The following is a 14,653-nucleotide window of genomic DNA, read 5'->3' as shown; positions in this document are numbered from 1 at the left end:
GGGTTCGGATCAGTTGTGCGCGTGCAGCGCCTCGTTGAGTGCGATGCCGTCGCCCTGCTTCGCGGTCACCTCGACCGCACCGGTGGTGCTGTTGCGGCGGAACAGCAGGTTCGACTGTCCGGCCAGATCGCGGGCCTTGACGACGGAACCGTCCGGGCCGGTGACCTTGGTGCCGGCGGTGATGTAGAGGCCCGCCTCGATGACGCAGTCGTCGCCGAGCGGGATCCCGCAGCCGGCATTGGCGCCGAGGAGACAGCGCTTGCCGATGGTGATGATCTCCTTGCCGCCGCCGGACAGCGTGCCCATCGTGGAGGCCCCGCCGCCGATGTCCGAGCCGTCGCCGATGACGACGCCTGCGGAGATGCGGCCCTCGACCATAGAGGTGCCGAGGGTTCCGGCGTTGAAGTTGACGAAGCCCTCGTGCATCACGGTGGTGCCGGGCGAGAGGTGGGCGCCGAGACGGACGCGGTCGGCGTCACCGATGCGCACACCCTTGGGCGTCACGTAATCGACCATGCGGGGGAACTTGTCGATCGAGTACACGGTCACCTGGCCGCGGGCGCGCAGCCGGGCGCGGGTGGCCTCGAAACCGTCGACGGCGCACGGGCCGAAGTTGGTCCACACCACGTTGCTCAGCAGACCGAACTGGCCGTCGAGGCTGGCCCCGTGCGGCTGGATCAAGCAGTGGGAGAGCAGATGCAGTCGCAGGTACACGTCGTGGGCGTCGACGGGAGCGACCGACAGGTCGGCGATGACCGTCCGGACCGCGACGGTGCGGACGCCGCGCGCCTCATCCGTTCCGACCAGCGGGCGCAGGTCGGCGGGCACGTCGTCGCCGGTCAACTCGGTGGATCCGGTGGTTCCGGGGTCCTGGGTCAGTTCGGGGGACGGGTACCACGTGTCGAGGACGACGGCCGATCCGTCGTTGTCCCACACGGTGGCGATTCCGATGGCAGCAGCACCTTGAGTAGTCACGGCCATGAGTCTATCGAGCGTGGCGTCGCCGCCATGCACGCGCAGTAGACGCGACGCCCGACGACGCAACCCCCGTCCCGGACCGGGGTTCTGTCGCCGAAGGTCGCGTCTGCGGTGCTCGGGCGGCGCCCGGCCTACGATGGACAACCGTGAGCACTTCGAGGCTGGACCTGACCGCCGATCCCATCGAACTGACCGCCGCGTTGGTCGACGTCCCCAGTGTGAGCCGCGACGAGTCGGAGATCGCCGACGCAGTGGAGGCCGCCCTCCGCGCACAGACCGACGGCTTCGAGGTGATCCGCCACGGCAACTGCGTCCTCGCGCGGACCGATCGCGGCAAGCCCACGCGGGTGATCCTCGCCGGTCATCTCGACACCGTGCCGATCGTCGACAACGTCCCCTCGCGCCGGACCGTCACCGACGAGGAGGGCGACGTGCTGCACGGCTGCGGCACGGTGGACATGAAGTCGGGCGACGCGGTCTTCCTCCACCTGGCCGCGACCCTCGACGATCCCGCGCACGATCTGACGCTCATCTTCTACGACTGCGAGGAGATCGCGGCGGAGTTCAACGGGCTCGGCGCCATCGAGCGCGAGCTGCCGGAGTGGCTGACGGGCGACGTCGCGATTCTCGGGGAGCCGACCGCCGGGCAGATCGAAGCCGGTTGTCAGGGCACCCTGCGGGTGCGGTTCACCGCCACCGGAATCCGCGCACACTCCGCGCGGGCGTGGATGGGCGACAACGCGATTCACAAACTCGGAGCGATGCTGACCACGCTCGGCGGGTATGAGCCGCGGCGTGTCGACATCGACGGCTGCGAGTATCGGGAAGGACTGTCCGCGGTCGGGATCCACGGGGGTGTCGCGGGCAATGTGATCCCCGACGAGGTGTACGTCGACGTGAACTTCCGCTTCGCGCCCGACCGCACACCGGAGCAGGCCTTCGACCACGTCCGAGAGGTCTTCGCCGCCGACCTCGCAGACGGGACGCTGACCGCGGAGGTCACCGATTCCGCGGCGGGAGCGCTTCCGGGGCTGGCTCATCCGGCGGCCGCCAAGCTGGTTGACGCCGCGGGCGGGCGGTTCCGGGCCAAGTACGGCTGGACCGACGTGTCACGGTTCGCGGCGCTGGGCATCCCCGCCGTGAATCTCGGTCCCGGCGATCCGAGCCTGGCGCACCGGGTGGACGAGCGCGTCCCGGTGGAGCAGATCACCGAGGTCACCGACATTCTGCGCACGTATCTGACGTCCGGCGCGGACTCACCCGAACAGTAGGGCCGCGCCCAGATCGACCACTCCCGCGAACCGCGCCTCTGGGTCGTTGGTGACCGGCCCGAGTTGCTCGAACAGCTCGCTCGAGATGGACCCGAGCAGCAGATTCCACACGGTCAGCGTCCGCGCGAGGACCGCCGGATCGGTGTTCGGCGGAACCGCGGGGTCGTCGGCGAGCCTGCGGAGAGCCCGCACCGACGCCGACTGGACGCGGTCGTCGGTGCCCGCCACCGCAGGGATCGAGCCGAGACCGGCGACGATGCCGGCGAGCGCCCGCAGAGGTCGTTCGCCGGCGGGATTGGTCCGGTGCGCCGGCGCCCGATAGCCCGGCACCGGGGAGCCGTAGAGGAGCGCGTACTCACTCCGATTGCGCAGGGCCCATCCGCGCAGCGCTGTGGCGAATGCTCCGAACCGACTTCGGGGGCTTCGCTTGTCGACGAGGGCGGCGTCGATCTCGTCGGCGAGGTCGGTGTAGGCGTCGACGATGAGCAGGGTCAGCAGGTCGTCGCGGTCCCTGACATACCGATAGAGCGCCGAAGGGGTGATCTCCAGGTCCCGCGCGACGGCGCGCAACGACAGGCCCGCCGCGCCGTGTTCGGCGAGATGGCGGCGGCCCACGATGCGGAGGCCGCTCTCGATCGCCGCGCGGCGACGTGCGCGCCGTCCGTTCTGCTCTTCGTCGTCACTCATGACGTGACATCGTCGCATGCCCACCTCGCCCGGATTAGAGAACAGTGTTCTTGATTCTAGGGCCGGACAGGGTTATCGTGACTGAACGGCCGAGAACAGTGTTCTCGAATTAACTCGATGACGGAGGTTCCGATGTCCCAGCGAGAAACTACTGACCCGGCGGCGTCGGGAGGCCGCCTGCGCTCGGCCTTCAACGCGGCCATCGGTGGTCTGGTGCGGCTCGGGGCGGCCCCGCGGGACTGCTGCGAACTGCTCGTGCCCGGGCGAGTATCGGGGCGGGTGACGGCCCGGCCGGTCAACGTGCTCGACGTCGGGGGTGAGCGCTACCTGGTCGCACCACGCGGTGTCACGCAGTGGGTTCGGAACGTGCGCGCAGGCGGCGCGGCGACACTCCGGCGCGGGCGTCGGCGGGAGGCGGTGCTCCTGTCCGAGGTCGACGACGCACTCAAGCCGCCCTTGCTTCGCGAATACCTGCGGCGGTGGGGATGGCAGGTGAAGGGATTCGTCGACGGGCTCTCGGCCAAGTCCTCCGACGCAGAACTCGCCGCCGCCGCTCCGCGGTTTCCGGTCTTCGAATGCCGACCGGCGCACACTCCGTGAGCGCCGCGTCCTGACCGGGTGACCGTCGGAGGTGGTTGCTAGGGTCGCGACATGACCGACCGACCCGCACCCGATGCGCAGGGCGCCGACGCGCCCGTTCCGACGTGGAGGTCCGACACTCCGGACCCGGCCGACGGGAGCCTCCGAAACGTCGGCGCCGCGCAGGTGCGCGTCGAAGAGGGCGTCGAGGTGGTCCCCTCCGACCGACTGCTGCTGGAATGGATCGATCCGCGCGACCCCCGCCGTGCCGAACAGCGGATGATCCGCGACTCCTGGCGGGTGCAGCGCATCCAATCGGAGTTCGTCGCAGGCTTCGACGCGCTCGAGAACGTGGCCGAGGCGGTCACCGTCTTCGGTTCGGCACGCGTCAAGGAGCGGACACCCGAATACGAGCTGGCGCGCGAGCTCGGCCGCCGGCTGGGGCACGAGGGCTTCGCGGTGATCACCGGAGGCGGTCCCGGCGCGATGGAGGCCACCAACCGCGGGGCGTACGAGGCGGGTGCGCAGTCGATCGGTCTCAACATCGAACTGCCCTTCGAGCAGCACACGAATCCGTGGCTGACGTTGACGATGAACTTCCGCTACTTCTTCGTCCGCAAGACGATGTTCGTCAAGTACGCCCAGGCCTTCGTCTGTCTGCCCGGCGGATTCGGCACGCTCGACGAGCTCTTCGAAGCCCTCACGCTGGTCCAGACCAAGAAGGTGCTGCGGTTCCCGATCGTCCTGATAGGCCGGGAGTTCTGGGGCCCACTGGTGGACTGGCTCCGCGGAACGCTCGAGGCGGGCGGCAAGATCTCGCCGGGTGACGTGGATCTGCTGCATGTGGTCGATACCGCGGCCGAGGCGGTCGAGATCGTCGTGCGGGCGGCGCGGTCATGAGCGCGATCTGCGTGTACTGCGCCTCCGGTCCGGTCGATTCCGCGTATCTGGCTCTCGCCGCCCGTACCGGTGAGGCCATCGCCGCCGCCGGGCACACCCTCGTCTCCGGCGGCGGCAACGTCTCGATGATGGGTGCGCTGGCACGCGGCGCGCGCGAGGCCGGCGGTCGCACCATCGGCATCATTCCGGAGCATCTGATGGCCAAGGAGGTGGCCGACCTCGACGCCGACGAGTTGATCGTCACCGACACCATGCGCGAACGCAAACGCCTGATGGATGAGCTCTCGGACGGATTCATCACCCTGCCGGGCGGAATCGGCACGTTCGAGGAACTCTTCGAGACATGGACGGGAGCCTATCTGGGCGTGCACGACAAACCGATCGTGCTGCTGAACCACGAGGGCTTCTACGACCCGCTCATCGGCTGGCTCGACGATCTGGCGGCTCGCGGTTTCGTCGCCGACCAGGCACTCGGCAAACTGAAAGTATGTGCAACCGTGGGTGACAGTATCGCGTATCTGACCACCCGGTAGGGTTGCGGCGTTCACCTGAAGGGCGAGGAGTGAGGCAGTCGATGAGCACGAGCGTTCCGAACAAGGTCGGTATCACCGATATCGTGCGGGGAGTCGCGAGAATGGTGCCCGACCTGCCGTCGATGGCCACCCACGTGCCGGGCATGGTGGTCCGGCCGCCGACCGCCAAGCGGACCATCGGACAGATCTTCGCCAAGCGCGCCGCGGCTCACCCCGATCGGCCGTTCATCCGCTGGCAGGGCGAGTCGATGACCTACGGCGAAGTGAACCGCCAGGTCAATCGGTACGCCGCCGTGCTGAGCGAGCGAGGCGTCCGAACCGGCGACGTGGTCGGGATCCTAGCGAAGAACAGCCCGACCGACCTGATGGTGATCCTCGCGGCGCTCAAACTCGGCGCCGTCGCCGGAATGCTCAACTACAACCAGCACGGCGAGGTGATCGATCACAGCATGAAGCTGCTCGACGCCGCCGCTCTGATCTACGACCCCGAGTGCGCTGATGCCTTCGCCTCGATCAGCCCCGAGCGGCTGCCCGAGCACGTTCTGGACTTCGCGGCGCTCGACGCGGCGGCCGCCGACAAGCCGGACACCGACCCGGCCGTCACCCGAGACCTGCCGGCGTCCACCACCGCCTTCTACATCTTCACCTCGGGTACCACGGGGTTGCCCAAGGCCAGCGTGATGAGTCACAACCGCTGGCTGGCGAACTACGACGGCATCGGCGGTCTGGCCGTTCGCCTGCGCCCGTCGGACACCATGTACGTCTCGCTGCCGCTCTATCACAACAATGCGCTGTCGGTGTCGCTCGGCGCGGTGCTCGCCGCCGGCGCGTGCATCGCGATCAGCAAGCAGTTCTCGGCGTCGCGGTTCTGGGACGACGTGGTCACGAACCGGGCGACGGCGTTCTGCTACATCGGCGAACTGTGCCGCTACCTGCTCGCGCAGCCGAGCAAACCCACCGACCGCCGGCACTCGGTGCGGGTGATTGTCGGCAACGGCCTGCGGCCGGAGATCTGGGATGAGTTCACCGAGCGCTTCGGAATCGACCGCGTCGTCGAGTTCTACGGAGCCAGCGAGCTCAACCTCGCGTTCGTGAACGCCTTCGACGTCAAGCGGACCGCCGGATTCTGCCCGCTGCCGTTCCGGGTCGTCGAATACAACGACGACGGCACCGCCAAGCGTGACGCGGACGGGCGCCTGCGCAAGGTCCCGAAGGGGGAGCCGGGACTGTTGATCGCCGAGATCAGCGACCGAGTGCCCGTCGACGGCTACACCGATTCCGGCGACACCGAGAAGAAGATCATCCGCGACGCCTTCAAGAAGGGCGATGCCTACTTCAATTCCGGCGATCTGGTGCGTGAACTGGGGTTCGCGCACATCGCGTTCGTCGACCGCCTGGGCGACACCTTCCGGTGGAAGGGCGAGAACGTCGCGACCACCGAGGTGGAGGGTGCCGCCGACGGAGTCGACGCGGTGGCGCAGTCGGTCGCCTACGGCGTGGAGGTGCCTGGATGCGACGGCCGCGCCGGGATGGTGGCGGTCCAATTGCGCGACGGTGCCGAATTGGATCCGAAAGCCTTCGCTGACGAACTCTACGAGGCGCTGCCGGGGTACGCGGTGCCGTTGTTCGTCCGCTTCGTCCCCGAGATCGAGACCACATCCACCTTCAAGAACCGCAAGGTGGAGTTGCGGAAAGAGGCGTACACCGACACCGGTGACGACGAGGTGTGGGTGCTCTGCGGCAAGGCCGACGGCTACGTTCCGTACTACGACGGTTACGCCGCCGACGTCGCGGCTGCGAAGGTCCCGCGCTGAGGCGCGAGCGTCGGGTCCGGCGCGCGAGGCGCGTGAGACGCACCGTAGGCTGACATCGTGAGCACTGCCCGTCCGGCCGCGACCCTCTGCGGCCGGCCCGTCGCCACCGACCGTGCGCTCGTGATGGCGATCGTCAACCGCACTCCCGACTCGTTCTACGACAGGGGCGCGACCTTCGCCGACGATGCCGCCAAAGCGCGGATCGACGAGGTCGTCGCGCAGGGCGCGGACGTGATCGACGTCGGGGGAGTGAAGGCCGGTCCCGGCGAAGAGGTCGACGCGGCCACCGAGGCCGAGCGCGTGGTACCGATGATCGCGTGGATCCGCCGCACCCATCCCGACATCCTCATCAGCGTCGACACCTGGCGTGCCGAGGTGGCCGAACGGGCCTGTGAGGCCGGTGCCGACCTGATCAACGACACGTGGGCGGGCGTCGATCCGGCGCTGGCCGCGGTGGCCGCCCGGGCCGGTGCGGGACTGGTGTGTTCGCACACCGGCGGTGCGCGCGTGCGCACCCGACCGCACCGAGTGGCCTACCGGGACGTGGTGGCCGACGTCGTCGCCGAGGTCACCTCGGCGGCCGAGCGCGCCCGGCGGGCCGGGGTGCGAGAAGACGGCATCGTGATCGACCCCACGCACGATTTCGGCAAGAACACTCACCACGGTCTCGCGCTGCTGCGGAACCTGGACCGACTCATCGACACCGGATGGCCGGTGCTGATGGCGTTGAGCAACAAGGACTTCATCGGCGAGACGCTCGACGCCGAACTCGGCGATCGAGTGGCGGGAACCCTGGCCGCCACCGCACTCGCGGCGGCCCAGGGCGCGCGGATGTTCCGAGTCCACGAAGTGGCCGACACTCGCCGCGTGGTCGACATGGTGGCCTCGATCGCCGGCACTCGGCCACCGGCCCGGACGGTGCGAGGACTGGCGTGAACCCGGGACACGAGAGTGCGCCGTGGGTCGACCGCGGCGAGGGCGAGGCGCGCTGGTCGCACACGCACACCTGGGACCATCCGGAGTGGGACGTCGACGAGTTGGTGGCCGCGAAGAACGGCCGGACGGTCTCGGTGGTGCTGCCGGCGCTGAACGAGGAGGAGACGGTCGGCGGAGTCATCGCCTCCATCGCGCCCCTGCTGGACTCGCTGGTGGATGAACTGATAGTGCTCGACTCCGGCAGCACCGATCGGACGGCCGAACTCGCCGGTGCGGCGGGCGCGCGAGTGGTGAGCCGCGAGGAGGCGATCCCGGGCGTGCCCCCGGTAGCCGGCAAGGGCGAGGCGCTCTGGCGCTCGATCGCCGTCGCCACCGGCGACATCATCGCCTTCGTCGACTCAGATCTCATCGATCCGGACCCGATGTTCGTGCCCAAGATGATCGGGCCGCTTCTGGCCGACCCGGAGATCCACCTCGTCAAGGGCTATTACCGGCGTCCGCTGCGCACCGGTGACACCCAGGAACCGGGGGGCGGCGGCCGGGTCACCGAACTGCTGGCCCGACCGCTGCTGACCGCGCTCAAACCCGAGCTCGGGGAGGTGTGCCAGCCGCTCGGCGGCGAGTACGCCGGCACCCGGGAGCTTCTGGCCTCGGTTCCGTTCGCCCCGGGCTACGGCGTGGAGATCGGGTTGCTGATCGACACATACGACCGGTACGGGCTGGCGGGCATCGGCCAGGTGAACCTCGGGGTCCGCAGTCACCGCAACCGGCCGCTCCACGAGTTGTCGGTGATGAGTCGACAGATCGTGGCCACACTCCTCGACCGCTGCGGCGTCGCCGACTCCGGAGTCGGTCTCACCCAGTTCGTCCCGGAGCCGGACGGCGGGTTCACCCCGCACACGACGCAGCTTCAACGCGGGGAGCGGCCACCGATCCGAGACCTCGATCTCTCGCTACCCTGAACATCGTGGTGACTATCGGGCTCTATGTGATGGGCGTGGCCGTACTGGTCGCGCTGATCTTCGCCGTGGTGTGGTTCGTCTTCGGCCGAGGCGAGGATCTGCCGCCGGTGGAGAAGGGGACGACGCTCACCCGCCTGCCCCGAGCGGGCATCACCGGCGACGACGTGCGTGCCGTGCTGTTCCAGCAGACCTTCCGTGGTTACAAGGTCTCCGAGGTCGACTGGGCGCTGGAGAAGCTGGCCCGCGAGATCGACGAGCTGCGAGCCGTGGTCCACGACCTGCAGGCCCGCGATGCGGTGGATTCGGCGGCGACCGACACCGGGCCGATACCGGTCGCCGATCCGCCGGACGGTCCGGGCCGCGGACGGTGACCGCACTGCCTCGCCGGACTGCCCGGAGTGCACAGGTGTGCGCCAAGTATCATGAGCGTGACATCGTGAAATCCACGTGAAGGGAGCACGACACATGGCGGCGATGAAGCCACGTATGGGGGACGGTCCGCTTGAGGCGGTCAAGGAAGGGCGTGGGATCGTCGTCCGGATCCCGATCGACGGAGGCGGCCGTCTCGTCGTCGAACTGAACGACGAAGAGGCTTCGGCGCTGGGCGAGGCGCTGCGCGAGGTCACCGCCTGATCGAGGCCCGAGGTCCGCGGTGGGAGACCGCGGCCGAACTCCTGGCCTGTCCGATCTGTTCGGACGGCCTGTTCCCGGCGGGCGCATCGTTGCGATGCGCCGCCGGGCATTCCTTCGACATCGCCCGGCAGGGCTATGTGTCTCTTCTGACCGGCAAGGGCAGTGCCCACCGCTCCGACACCGCCGACATGGTCGCGGCGCGCAGCCGGGTCTTCGAGGCGGGACTGTACGCGCCGATCGTCGCGGCCGTGGCCGAGCGCTGCGCGCACTCGCGAGTGATCGTCGACGCCGGCGGCGGACCGGGACAGTACCTCGAAGCGGGGCTGACCGCCGCCGGCGACCACGCCGTCGGCATCGGCGTCGATCTCTCGAAGTTCTGCGCGCGAAGCGCCGCGCGGCGTCATCCCGCCGCACTCTCGGTGGTGGCCGACCTGTGGGCCGGGCTGCCGCTGCGGGACGGCGTCGCCGACACGGTGCTCTCGGTGTTCGCGCCGCGCAACGCATCCGAGACCGCCCGTGTCCTCGGAAGCGGTGGTCGTTGGGTGGTCGTGACACCCGGCACGGGCCACCTGGCCGAGATCGTGCGGCCCATGCAGATGCTCTCGGTGGGTCAGGACAAGACTCGCCGGCTGGCCGAGGAATTCGGCGACCGCTTCGGTGAGGTCGTCGAGCAGCGGGTCCAGTCGCAGGTGCGCCTGAGCGAATCGGCCCTCACCGACATCGCGGCGATGGGCCCGGCGGCGTTCCACCGGACACCCGAACAACTCGCGGCCGCGGCCGCGGAACTGGCCTCGGGCGGTCCGGTGACCGCCACCCTGGACGTGACCGTCACCGTGGCCCGTCGCCGGTGATCCGGCCCGTGCGCGTCTGTGCCGAACAGCCGATCTGCGAGGCCGGGTGGTCGGGTGAGCGGCGGCCGGATATGTTTGATCGGTGAGATCACAACCGCATGTTCTCGGAATCGTCCTCGCCGGCGGTGAGGGAAAGCGGCTCTATCCGCTGACCGTGGACCGGGCCAAACCCGCCGTCCCGTTCGGCGGCTCCTACCGGCTGATCGACTTCGTGCTGTCGAATCTGGTCAACGGCGGGTACGAACGGATCTGCGTGCTGACGCAGTACAAGTCGCATTCCCTCGACCGGCACATCTCGCAGACCTGGTGGTCGTCGGGATTCCACGGAGAGTTCATCACACCGGTTCCGGCTCAGCAGCGGCTCGGACCCCGCTGGTACACCGGCAGCGCGGACGCGATCTACCAGTCGATGAACCTCATCTACGACGAGGAACCCGACTACATCGTCGTCTTCGGTGCCGACCACGTCTACCGCATGGATCCGGCGCAGATGGTCCAGTCGCACATCGAGACCGGCGCCTCGGTGACGGTCGCGGGCATCCGCGTTCCGCGCAGTGAGGCCCACGCCCTCGGCTGCATCGACGCCGACGGTGACGGCAAGATCACCGCGTTCGTGGAGAAGCCCGCCGATCCGCCGGGCACGGCGGACGACCCGGACGTCACCTTCGCCTCGATGGGCAACTACGTATTCACCGCCGAAGCGCTGGTGGAGATGCTGAAAACCGATGCCGCCGACGGAGATTCCGATCACGACATGGGCGGCGACATCATCCCCGCCTTCGTGGCGCGGGGCGAGGCGTACGTCTACGACTTCGACGACAACGTCGTGCCCGGCCAGACCGAGCGCGACCGCGGTTATTGGCGCGACGTCGGCACCCTCGACTCGTTCTACGACGCGCACATGGACCTGGTCTCGGAGAACCCGGTGTTCAACCTCTACAACAAGAGGTGGCCGATCCGGGGTGAGACGAGCCACCTGCCGCCCGCCAAGTTCGTCCGCGGCGGCACCGCCAACGATTCGGTGGTCGGCGCCGGGACCGTGATCGCCGGCGCGACCGTCCACGGCTCGGTTCTGTCGACCAACGTCTACGTCGGCGAGGGCGCGGTGGTCCAGGGCAGCGTCCTGATGCCGGGAGTCCGTATCGGCAAGAACGCCGTGGTGCGCAACGCCATTCTCGACAAGAACGTCAGGATCGTCGACGACGGTCAGCTCGGCGTCGACCTCGACCACGACCGGGAACGATTCGTCGTCTCGCCCGGCGGCGTGGTCACAGTCGGCAAGAACACCGTCGTCGACTAGGCCGCGGCGGCCCGATCAGGCGGTGGTCGCCAGCGCTGCGGCGCCGAGTTCCACCAGCCCGGGCACCGACTCGGCGTCCACCTCGGAGGGCAGGTCGCCCACCGGCCACCACGCGAGGTCGACCGACTCGTCACTGCGCACGATCGGCGGGAGCGAACCGTCCGCCTCACGGTCCGCGACGGCGGCGAACCGGACGTCGAGATGTCTGGTGGGTACGCCCAGCGAGCACGTGATCGGATGGGCGTGCAACTGCACCGGCCGGTCGGACAACGTCAGCGAGGACAGTCCCGACTCCTCGAGCCCTTCGCGCAGAGCCGCCTCGGCGAGCGTCGCGTCCTGCGGCTCGCAGTGTCCGCCGAGCTGAATCCATTTGCCGACCCGCGGGTGCAGGGTCAGCAGGACGTGCGTCAGATCGGCGTCGAAGACGATCACCGAAGCGGTGAGATGTCCTGCGGCGCAAGCTCTTCGGCAGGCATCGTCGGTGGCGGCCAGAAACGCGAGGTACGCGTGCCGGATAGAGTCCTGATGGGGATCGGGCGCGGTCCACGCGGTCAGCGACTCGACCGCGGACGCGTGCAGCGCGCTCACAGCTCGACGACCATCGAGTCGACGTCGGCGGGCTCGCGCAGACCGGCCTCCTCGGCGGGGTGGCCGATGGCGACGGCCCCGAGGGGCTGCCAGTGGGACGGCAGGTCGAGCTCGCGTCGCACCACCTCTGCGGCGAAGATCGTCGACCCCACCCAACAGCTGCCGATGTCGCGGACCGACAGAGCCACCAGCAGTCCCGCCACGGCGGCCCCGCCGGCGACGGTGAACATGGTCTTCTCGCACGCATTGCGCCGTGCGTCCGGGTACTCGTGCATACCGTCGCCGGTGACCACGGGAATCACGAGTTCGGGCGCGTCGTACAGGATCTGGCCGCGCCGAATGCGCTTGGCCGTCGATTCCGGCGTCTTTCGGTCCGCGGTCAGATCGGCGCGCCAGGCTTCGGCCATCGCATCGAGCAGGCGACGCCGGCGATCGTCGTCGCGGATCCACAGGAAGCGGATCGGATGCGTGTGATGAGGGGCGGGCGCCGTCAGCGCCTCGGCGAACGCGGCCCGCATCGACTCCTCGGCGACTTCCCGTTCGGCGAACCGCCGGATCGACCGGCGGGTCAGCAGAGCCTGCCGACGTCCGAGGGCGACTGCCTCTTCGACACCGAGCCGGAACATGTCGTCGTCGAGATCCCGGACCAGGTCGCGCGCGCCGGTGCCGTCGTCGACCGGCGTCATGCCGCGCACCACCGCCACCGGCACTCCGTCGAGTTTGCCCTTGACCAGGTCGGCGGCCGCCGCGAGTTCGTCGGCGACGGCGATGTCGGTCACCTGGAGGGTGTTGCCGTAGGGGTCGACGACCCCGTCGTAGCCGTGGCTGACGGCGATGCCCGAGGCACCGATCGCGACGTCGGTCTGACCGGTCCGCCAGGCACGGCCCATCGTGTCGGTGACGATGACGGCGACCCGGAGCCCGAATTCGTCGGCCAGACGCGCCCGCAGCCGGGCGGCACTGGCGTCCGGATCCAGGGGCAGCAGCGCGATCTGATCGGTGCGGACATTGGACCCGTCGACGCCGGCGGCCGCCTGCACGAGACCGTTGCGGTTCGCGGTGATGAGCGTGCGGTTGCGTCGAGCCACGACGCGCACCGTCTCGTCGTCGATCAGCCTGCGGCGGAAGGCGTCGCGTTCCTCGGGGTCGGTGGGCGCGGCGACCATCCGCCCCTCGGTCTTGGAGAACACCTTGCTGGTGACGACCAGCACGTCGTCGTCGACGATCCACGGTGCGGCGGCGATGATCTCGGCTGCGAGATCGCTTCCGGGCCCGAACTCGCCCAGACCGGTGACGGGAAGGATCTGCAGTCCGGCGGCCGCGCGGTGGTCGGGCGTGCGCGAAGGCTCCGCGCCGCCGGTCACGGCGTCTGCACTCCGACGAGGGCGCACGCGGCGCGGATCATCTCGGCGGTGGCCGCCGGATCGGTCATCAGCAACGGCGCCGACCCGACGGCGATGCCGTCGACGTGCGCCTCGTCGCCCTCGGCGATGAGCCAGCCGTCCAGGATGCCGTTGCCCGCGCGGGCGCCGAAGTGCTCGGCGATGCCTTGGGCCGAGGTCTCCACGCCGATCACCGACAGACAGCGGTCGGCCATCCCGCGCAGCGGCTTGTCGTCGATCACCGGGCTGATGCCGACCACCGGGGCCGACGTGGTGCGCAATGCGCCGCGGATGCCGGTGACCGAGGTGATGGCGCCGATGCTGACCACCGGGTTGCTCGGCGCCAGCAGGACGACGTCGGCCTCGGCGATCGCCTCCAGCACACCCGGCCCGGGCTTCACCTCGTCGAGGCCCACCTGGGCGAATCCGTGCGTGGGAACCTGGGCGCGGTGGCGCACCCACCACTCCTGGAAGTGGATCGCGACCCGCTCGCCGTCCTGTCCGCCGGGCTTGTCGATCACGACGTGCGTCTCGTGGCGTTGGTCGGTGGCGGGGAGCAGTTCCACGCCGGGCTGCCACCGACGGCACAGGGCGGCGGTGACGTCGGAGAGATGGAATCCGGCTTCGAGCATCTGGGTCCGGATCAGGTGGGTCGCCAGATCACGGTCGCCCAGACCGAACCAGTCGGGGTCGGCGCCGTAGGCGGCCAGTTCCTCTTTGGCGTTCCACGTCTCGTTCCTGTGCCCCCAGCCGCGCTCGGGGTCGATGCCCCCGCCGAGGGTGTACATGCACGTATCGAGGTCCGGGCAGATCCGGACGCCGTGCATCCAGGCGTCATCGCCCACGTTCACCACGGCCGTCACCGTGTGCGGCGTGGCCGGATCATCGGGGAGCCGGGGGAACGGGGTGCGTCCGAACAGTTCGCGTGCGCCCTGGAGAAAACGGGCGCCGCCGACGCCGCCTACGAGTACCGTCACCTTCACAGACGTCCACTGTAATGACCGCACGCGCGTTTCCGCGCGGCGGCGACACCCTGACGGCGCGACACGCCGTAGGACTATGTCATTCACCTGGTAGGCGCGGTTTTGTCCGACCTCGGTGATAGAAATGAATCTTCGCCTTCCGCTTGACCGCGGCGGTAGTCAGCGTGTCTAATCACAACAGTGTCATTTGAATCGTCGGGGGACATTCTTCAGGCACATCGACCGGATCGCCGATCCGGTCGCGGGGTGGAATCAA

At 69.1% G+C, this 14,653-nt stretch carries 16 protein-coding genes; 11 read left to right on the top strand and 5 right to left on the bottom strand.

Features of this window, described 5'->3' with window-relative positions; all coding sequences use genetic code 11:
* Positions 1-9: 9 nt before the first annotated feature.
* Positions 10-975, bottom strand: a complete 966-nt coding sequence (gene dapD, locus Y710_RS07565) for a 2,3,4,5-tetrahydropyridine-2,6-dicarboxylate N-succinyltransferase (RefSeq protein ID WP_197462919.1) — start codon at positions 973-975, stop codon at positions 10-12.
* A 149-nt stretch (positions 976-1,124) separates the two neighbouring features.
* Between dapD and dapE the strand changes: the two genes are divergently transcribed.
* Positions 1,125-2,249: a succinyl-diaminopimelate desuccinylase gene (gene dapE / locus Y710_RS07560; protein WP_062367004.1), complete on the top strand. Its 1,125-nt coding sequence runs from the start codon at positions 1,125-1,127 to the stop codon at positions 2,247-2,249.
* Here the strand turns inward: dapE and Y710_RS07555 are convergent.
* Complete coding sequence (locus Y710_RS07555) at positions 2,235-2,936, bottom strand: TetR/AcrR family transcriptional regulator (RefSeq protein WP_062367003.1); 702 nt, start codon at positions 2,934-2,936, stop codon at positions 2,235-2,237. The genes dapE and Y710_RS07555 overlap by 15 nt on opposite strands.
* Positions 2,937-3,068: 132 nt before the next feature.
* Between Y710_RS07555 and Y710_RS07550 the strand changes: the two genes are divergently transcribed.
* The 10 genes from Y710_RS07550 (at position 3,069) to glgC (ending at position 11,444) form a co-directional block, all read left to right on the top strand.
* Entirely contained in the window at positions 3,069-3,536 is a 468-nt protein-coding gene (locus Y710_RS07550) for a PNPOx family protein (protein ID WP_062367038.1), read from the top strand.
* Positions 3,537-3,587: 51 nt separating this feature from the next.
* Positions 3,588-4,415, top strand: a complete 828-nt coding sequence (locus Y710_RS07545; protein WP_006895847.1) for an LOG family protein — start codon at positions 3,588-3,590, stop codon at positions 4,413-4,415.
* The gene (locus Y710_RS07540) at positions 4,412-4,948 is read left to right on the top strand and encodes an LOG family protein (protein WP_006895848.1); all 537 of its coding nucleotides are present in this window, start codon (positions 4,412-4,414) and stop codon (positions 4,946-4,948) included. Before Y710_RS07545 ends, Y710_RS07540 begins: the two co-directional genes overlap by 4 nt.
* A 41-nt stretch (positions 4,949-4,989) precedes the next feature.
* Positions 4,990-6,762: a long-chain-acyl-CoA synthetase gene (locus Y710_RS07535; RefSeq protein ID WP_062367000.1), complete on the top strand. Its 1,773-nt coding sequence runs from the start codon at positions 4,990-4,992 to the stop codon at positions 6,760-6,762.
* A 123-nt stretch (positions 6,763-6,885) separates the two neighbouring features.
* Positions 6,886-7,698, top strand: a complete 813-nt coding sequence (gene folP, locus Y710_RS07530) for a dihydropteroate synthase (protein WP_231650164.1) — start codon at positions 6,886-6,888, stop codon at positions 7,696-7,698.
* A complete protein-coding gene (locus Y710_RS07525) occupies positions 7,695-8,660 on the top strand; it encodes a glucosyl-3-phosphoglycerate synthase (protein WP_006895851.1) in 966 nt (321 codons plus the stop codon). Before folP ends, Y710_RS07525 begins: the two co-directional genes overlap by 4 nt.
* A gap of 5 nt (positions 8,661-8,665) precedes the next feature.
* Positions 8,666-9,031, top strand: coding sequence for a DivIVA domain-containing protein (locus Y710_RS07520; RefSeq protein WP_045538226.1), 366 nt, complete (start codon positions 8,666-8,668; stop codon positions 9,029-9,031).
* Positions 9,032-9,125: 94 nt separating this feature from the next.
* Entirely contained in the window at positions 9,126-9,293 is a 168-nt protein-coding gene (locus Y710_RS18455; RefSeq protein WP_006895853.1) for a DUF3117 domain-containing protein, read from the top strand.
* Positions 9,290-10,144 carry a putative RNA methyltransferase gene (locus Y710_RS07515; protein WP_331709892.1) on the top strand — a complete coding sequence of 285 codons (855 nt, stop codon included), beginning with the start codon at positions 9,290-9,292 and terminating at the stop codon, positions 10,142-10,144. Before Y710_RS18455 ends, Y710_RS07515 begins: the two co-directional genes overlap by 4 nt.
* A gap of 82 nt (positions 10,145-10,226) precedes the next feature.
* A complete protein-coding gene (glgC, locus tag Y710_RS07510; RefSeq protein WP_006895855.1) occupies positions 10,227-11,444 on the top strand; it encodes a glucose-1-phosphate adenylyltransferase in 1,218 nt (405 codons plus the stop codon).
* A gap of 15 nt (positions 11,445-11,459) precedes the next feature.
* On the opposite strand, the gene Y710_RS07505 is transcribed toward glgC, so the two are convergent.
* From Y710_RS07505 to cofD, 3 genes are read right to left on the bottom strand one after another with little or no spacing between them, the layout of a single operon-like run.
* Positions 11,460-12,032 carry an NUDIX hydrolase gene (locus tag Y710_RS07505; RefSeq protein ID WP_006895856.1) on the bottom strand — a complete coding sequence of 191 codons (573 nt, stop codon included), beginning with the start codon at positions 12,030-12,032 and terminating at the stop codon, positions 11,460-11,462.
* Entirely contained in the window at positions 12,029-13,396 is a 1,368-nt protein-coding gene (locus tag Y710_RS07500) for a coenzyme F420-0:L-glutamate ligase (protein ID WP_062366999.1), read from the bottom strand. The genes Y710_RS07505 and Y710_RS07500 overlap by 4 nt, the downstream gene beginning before the upstream one ends.
* Positions 13,393-14,397, bottom strand: a complete 1,005-nt coding sequence (gene cofD / locus Y710_RS07495; RefSeq protein ID WP_062366997.1) for a 2-phospho-L-lactate transferase — start codon at positions 14,395-14,397, stop codon at positions 13,393-13,395. Before cofD ends, Y710_RS07500 begins: the two co-directional genes overlap by 4 nt.
* Positions 14,398-14,653: the final 256 nt, after the last annotated feature.

The sequence above is a fragment of the Gordonia sp. QH-12 genome, from assembly GCF_001578675.1.
GTDB classification, from domain to species: Bacteria; Actinomycetota; Actinomycetes; order Mycobacteriales; family Mycobacteriaceae; genus Gordonia; species Gordonia sihwensis.
Note: the sequence above shows the minus strand (reverse complement) of the source record. Positions and strands in the feature narration are given on the sequence as shown.

Bases quoted from the DNA above. Each gene is read 5' to 3' on its own strand.
- Y710_RS07555 (WP_062367003.1), bottom strand. From the start codon at position 2,936: ATGAGTGACGACGAAGAGCAGAACGGACGGCGCGCACGTCGCCGCGCG.
- Y710_RS07550 (WP_062367038.1), top strand. From the start codon at position 3,069: ATGTCCCAGCGAGAAACTACTGACCCGGCGGCGTCGGGAGGCCGCCTG.
- Y710_RS07545 (WP_006895847.1), top strand. From the start codon at position 3,588: ATGACCGACCGACCCGCACCCGATGCGCAGGGCGCCGACGCGCCCGTT.
- Y710_RS07540 (WP_006895848.1), top strand. From the start codon at position 4,412: ATGAGCGCGATCTGCGTGTACTGCGCCTCCGGTCCGGTCGATTCCGCG.
- Y710_RS07535 (WP_062367000.1), top strand. From the start codon at position 4,990: ATGAGCACGAGCGTTCCGAACAAGGTCGGTATCACCGATATCGTGCGG.
- folP (WP_231650164.1), top strand. From the start codon at position 6,886: ATGGCGATCGTCAACCGCACTCCCGACTCGTTCTACGACAGGGGCGCG.
- Y710_RS18455 (WP_006895853.1), top strand. From the start codon at position 9,126: ATGGCGGCGATGAAGCCACGTATGGGGGACGGTCCGCTTGAGGCGGTC.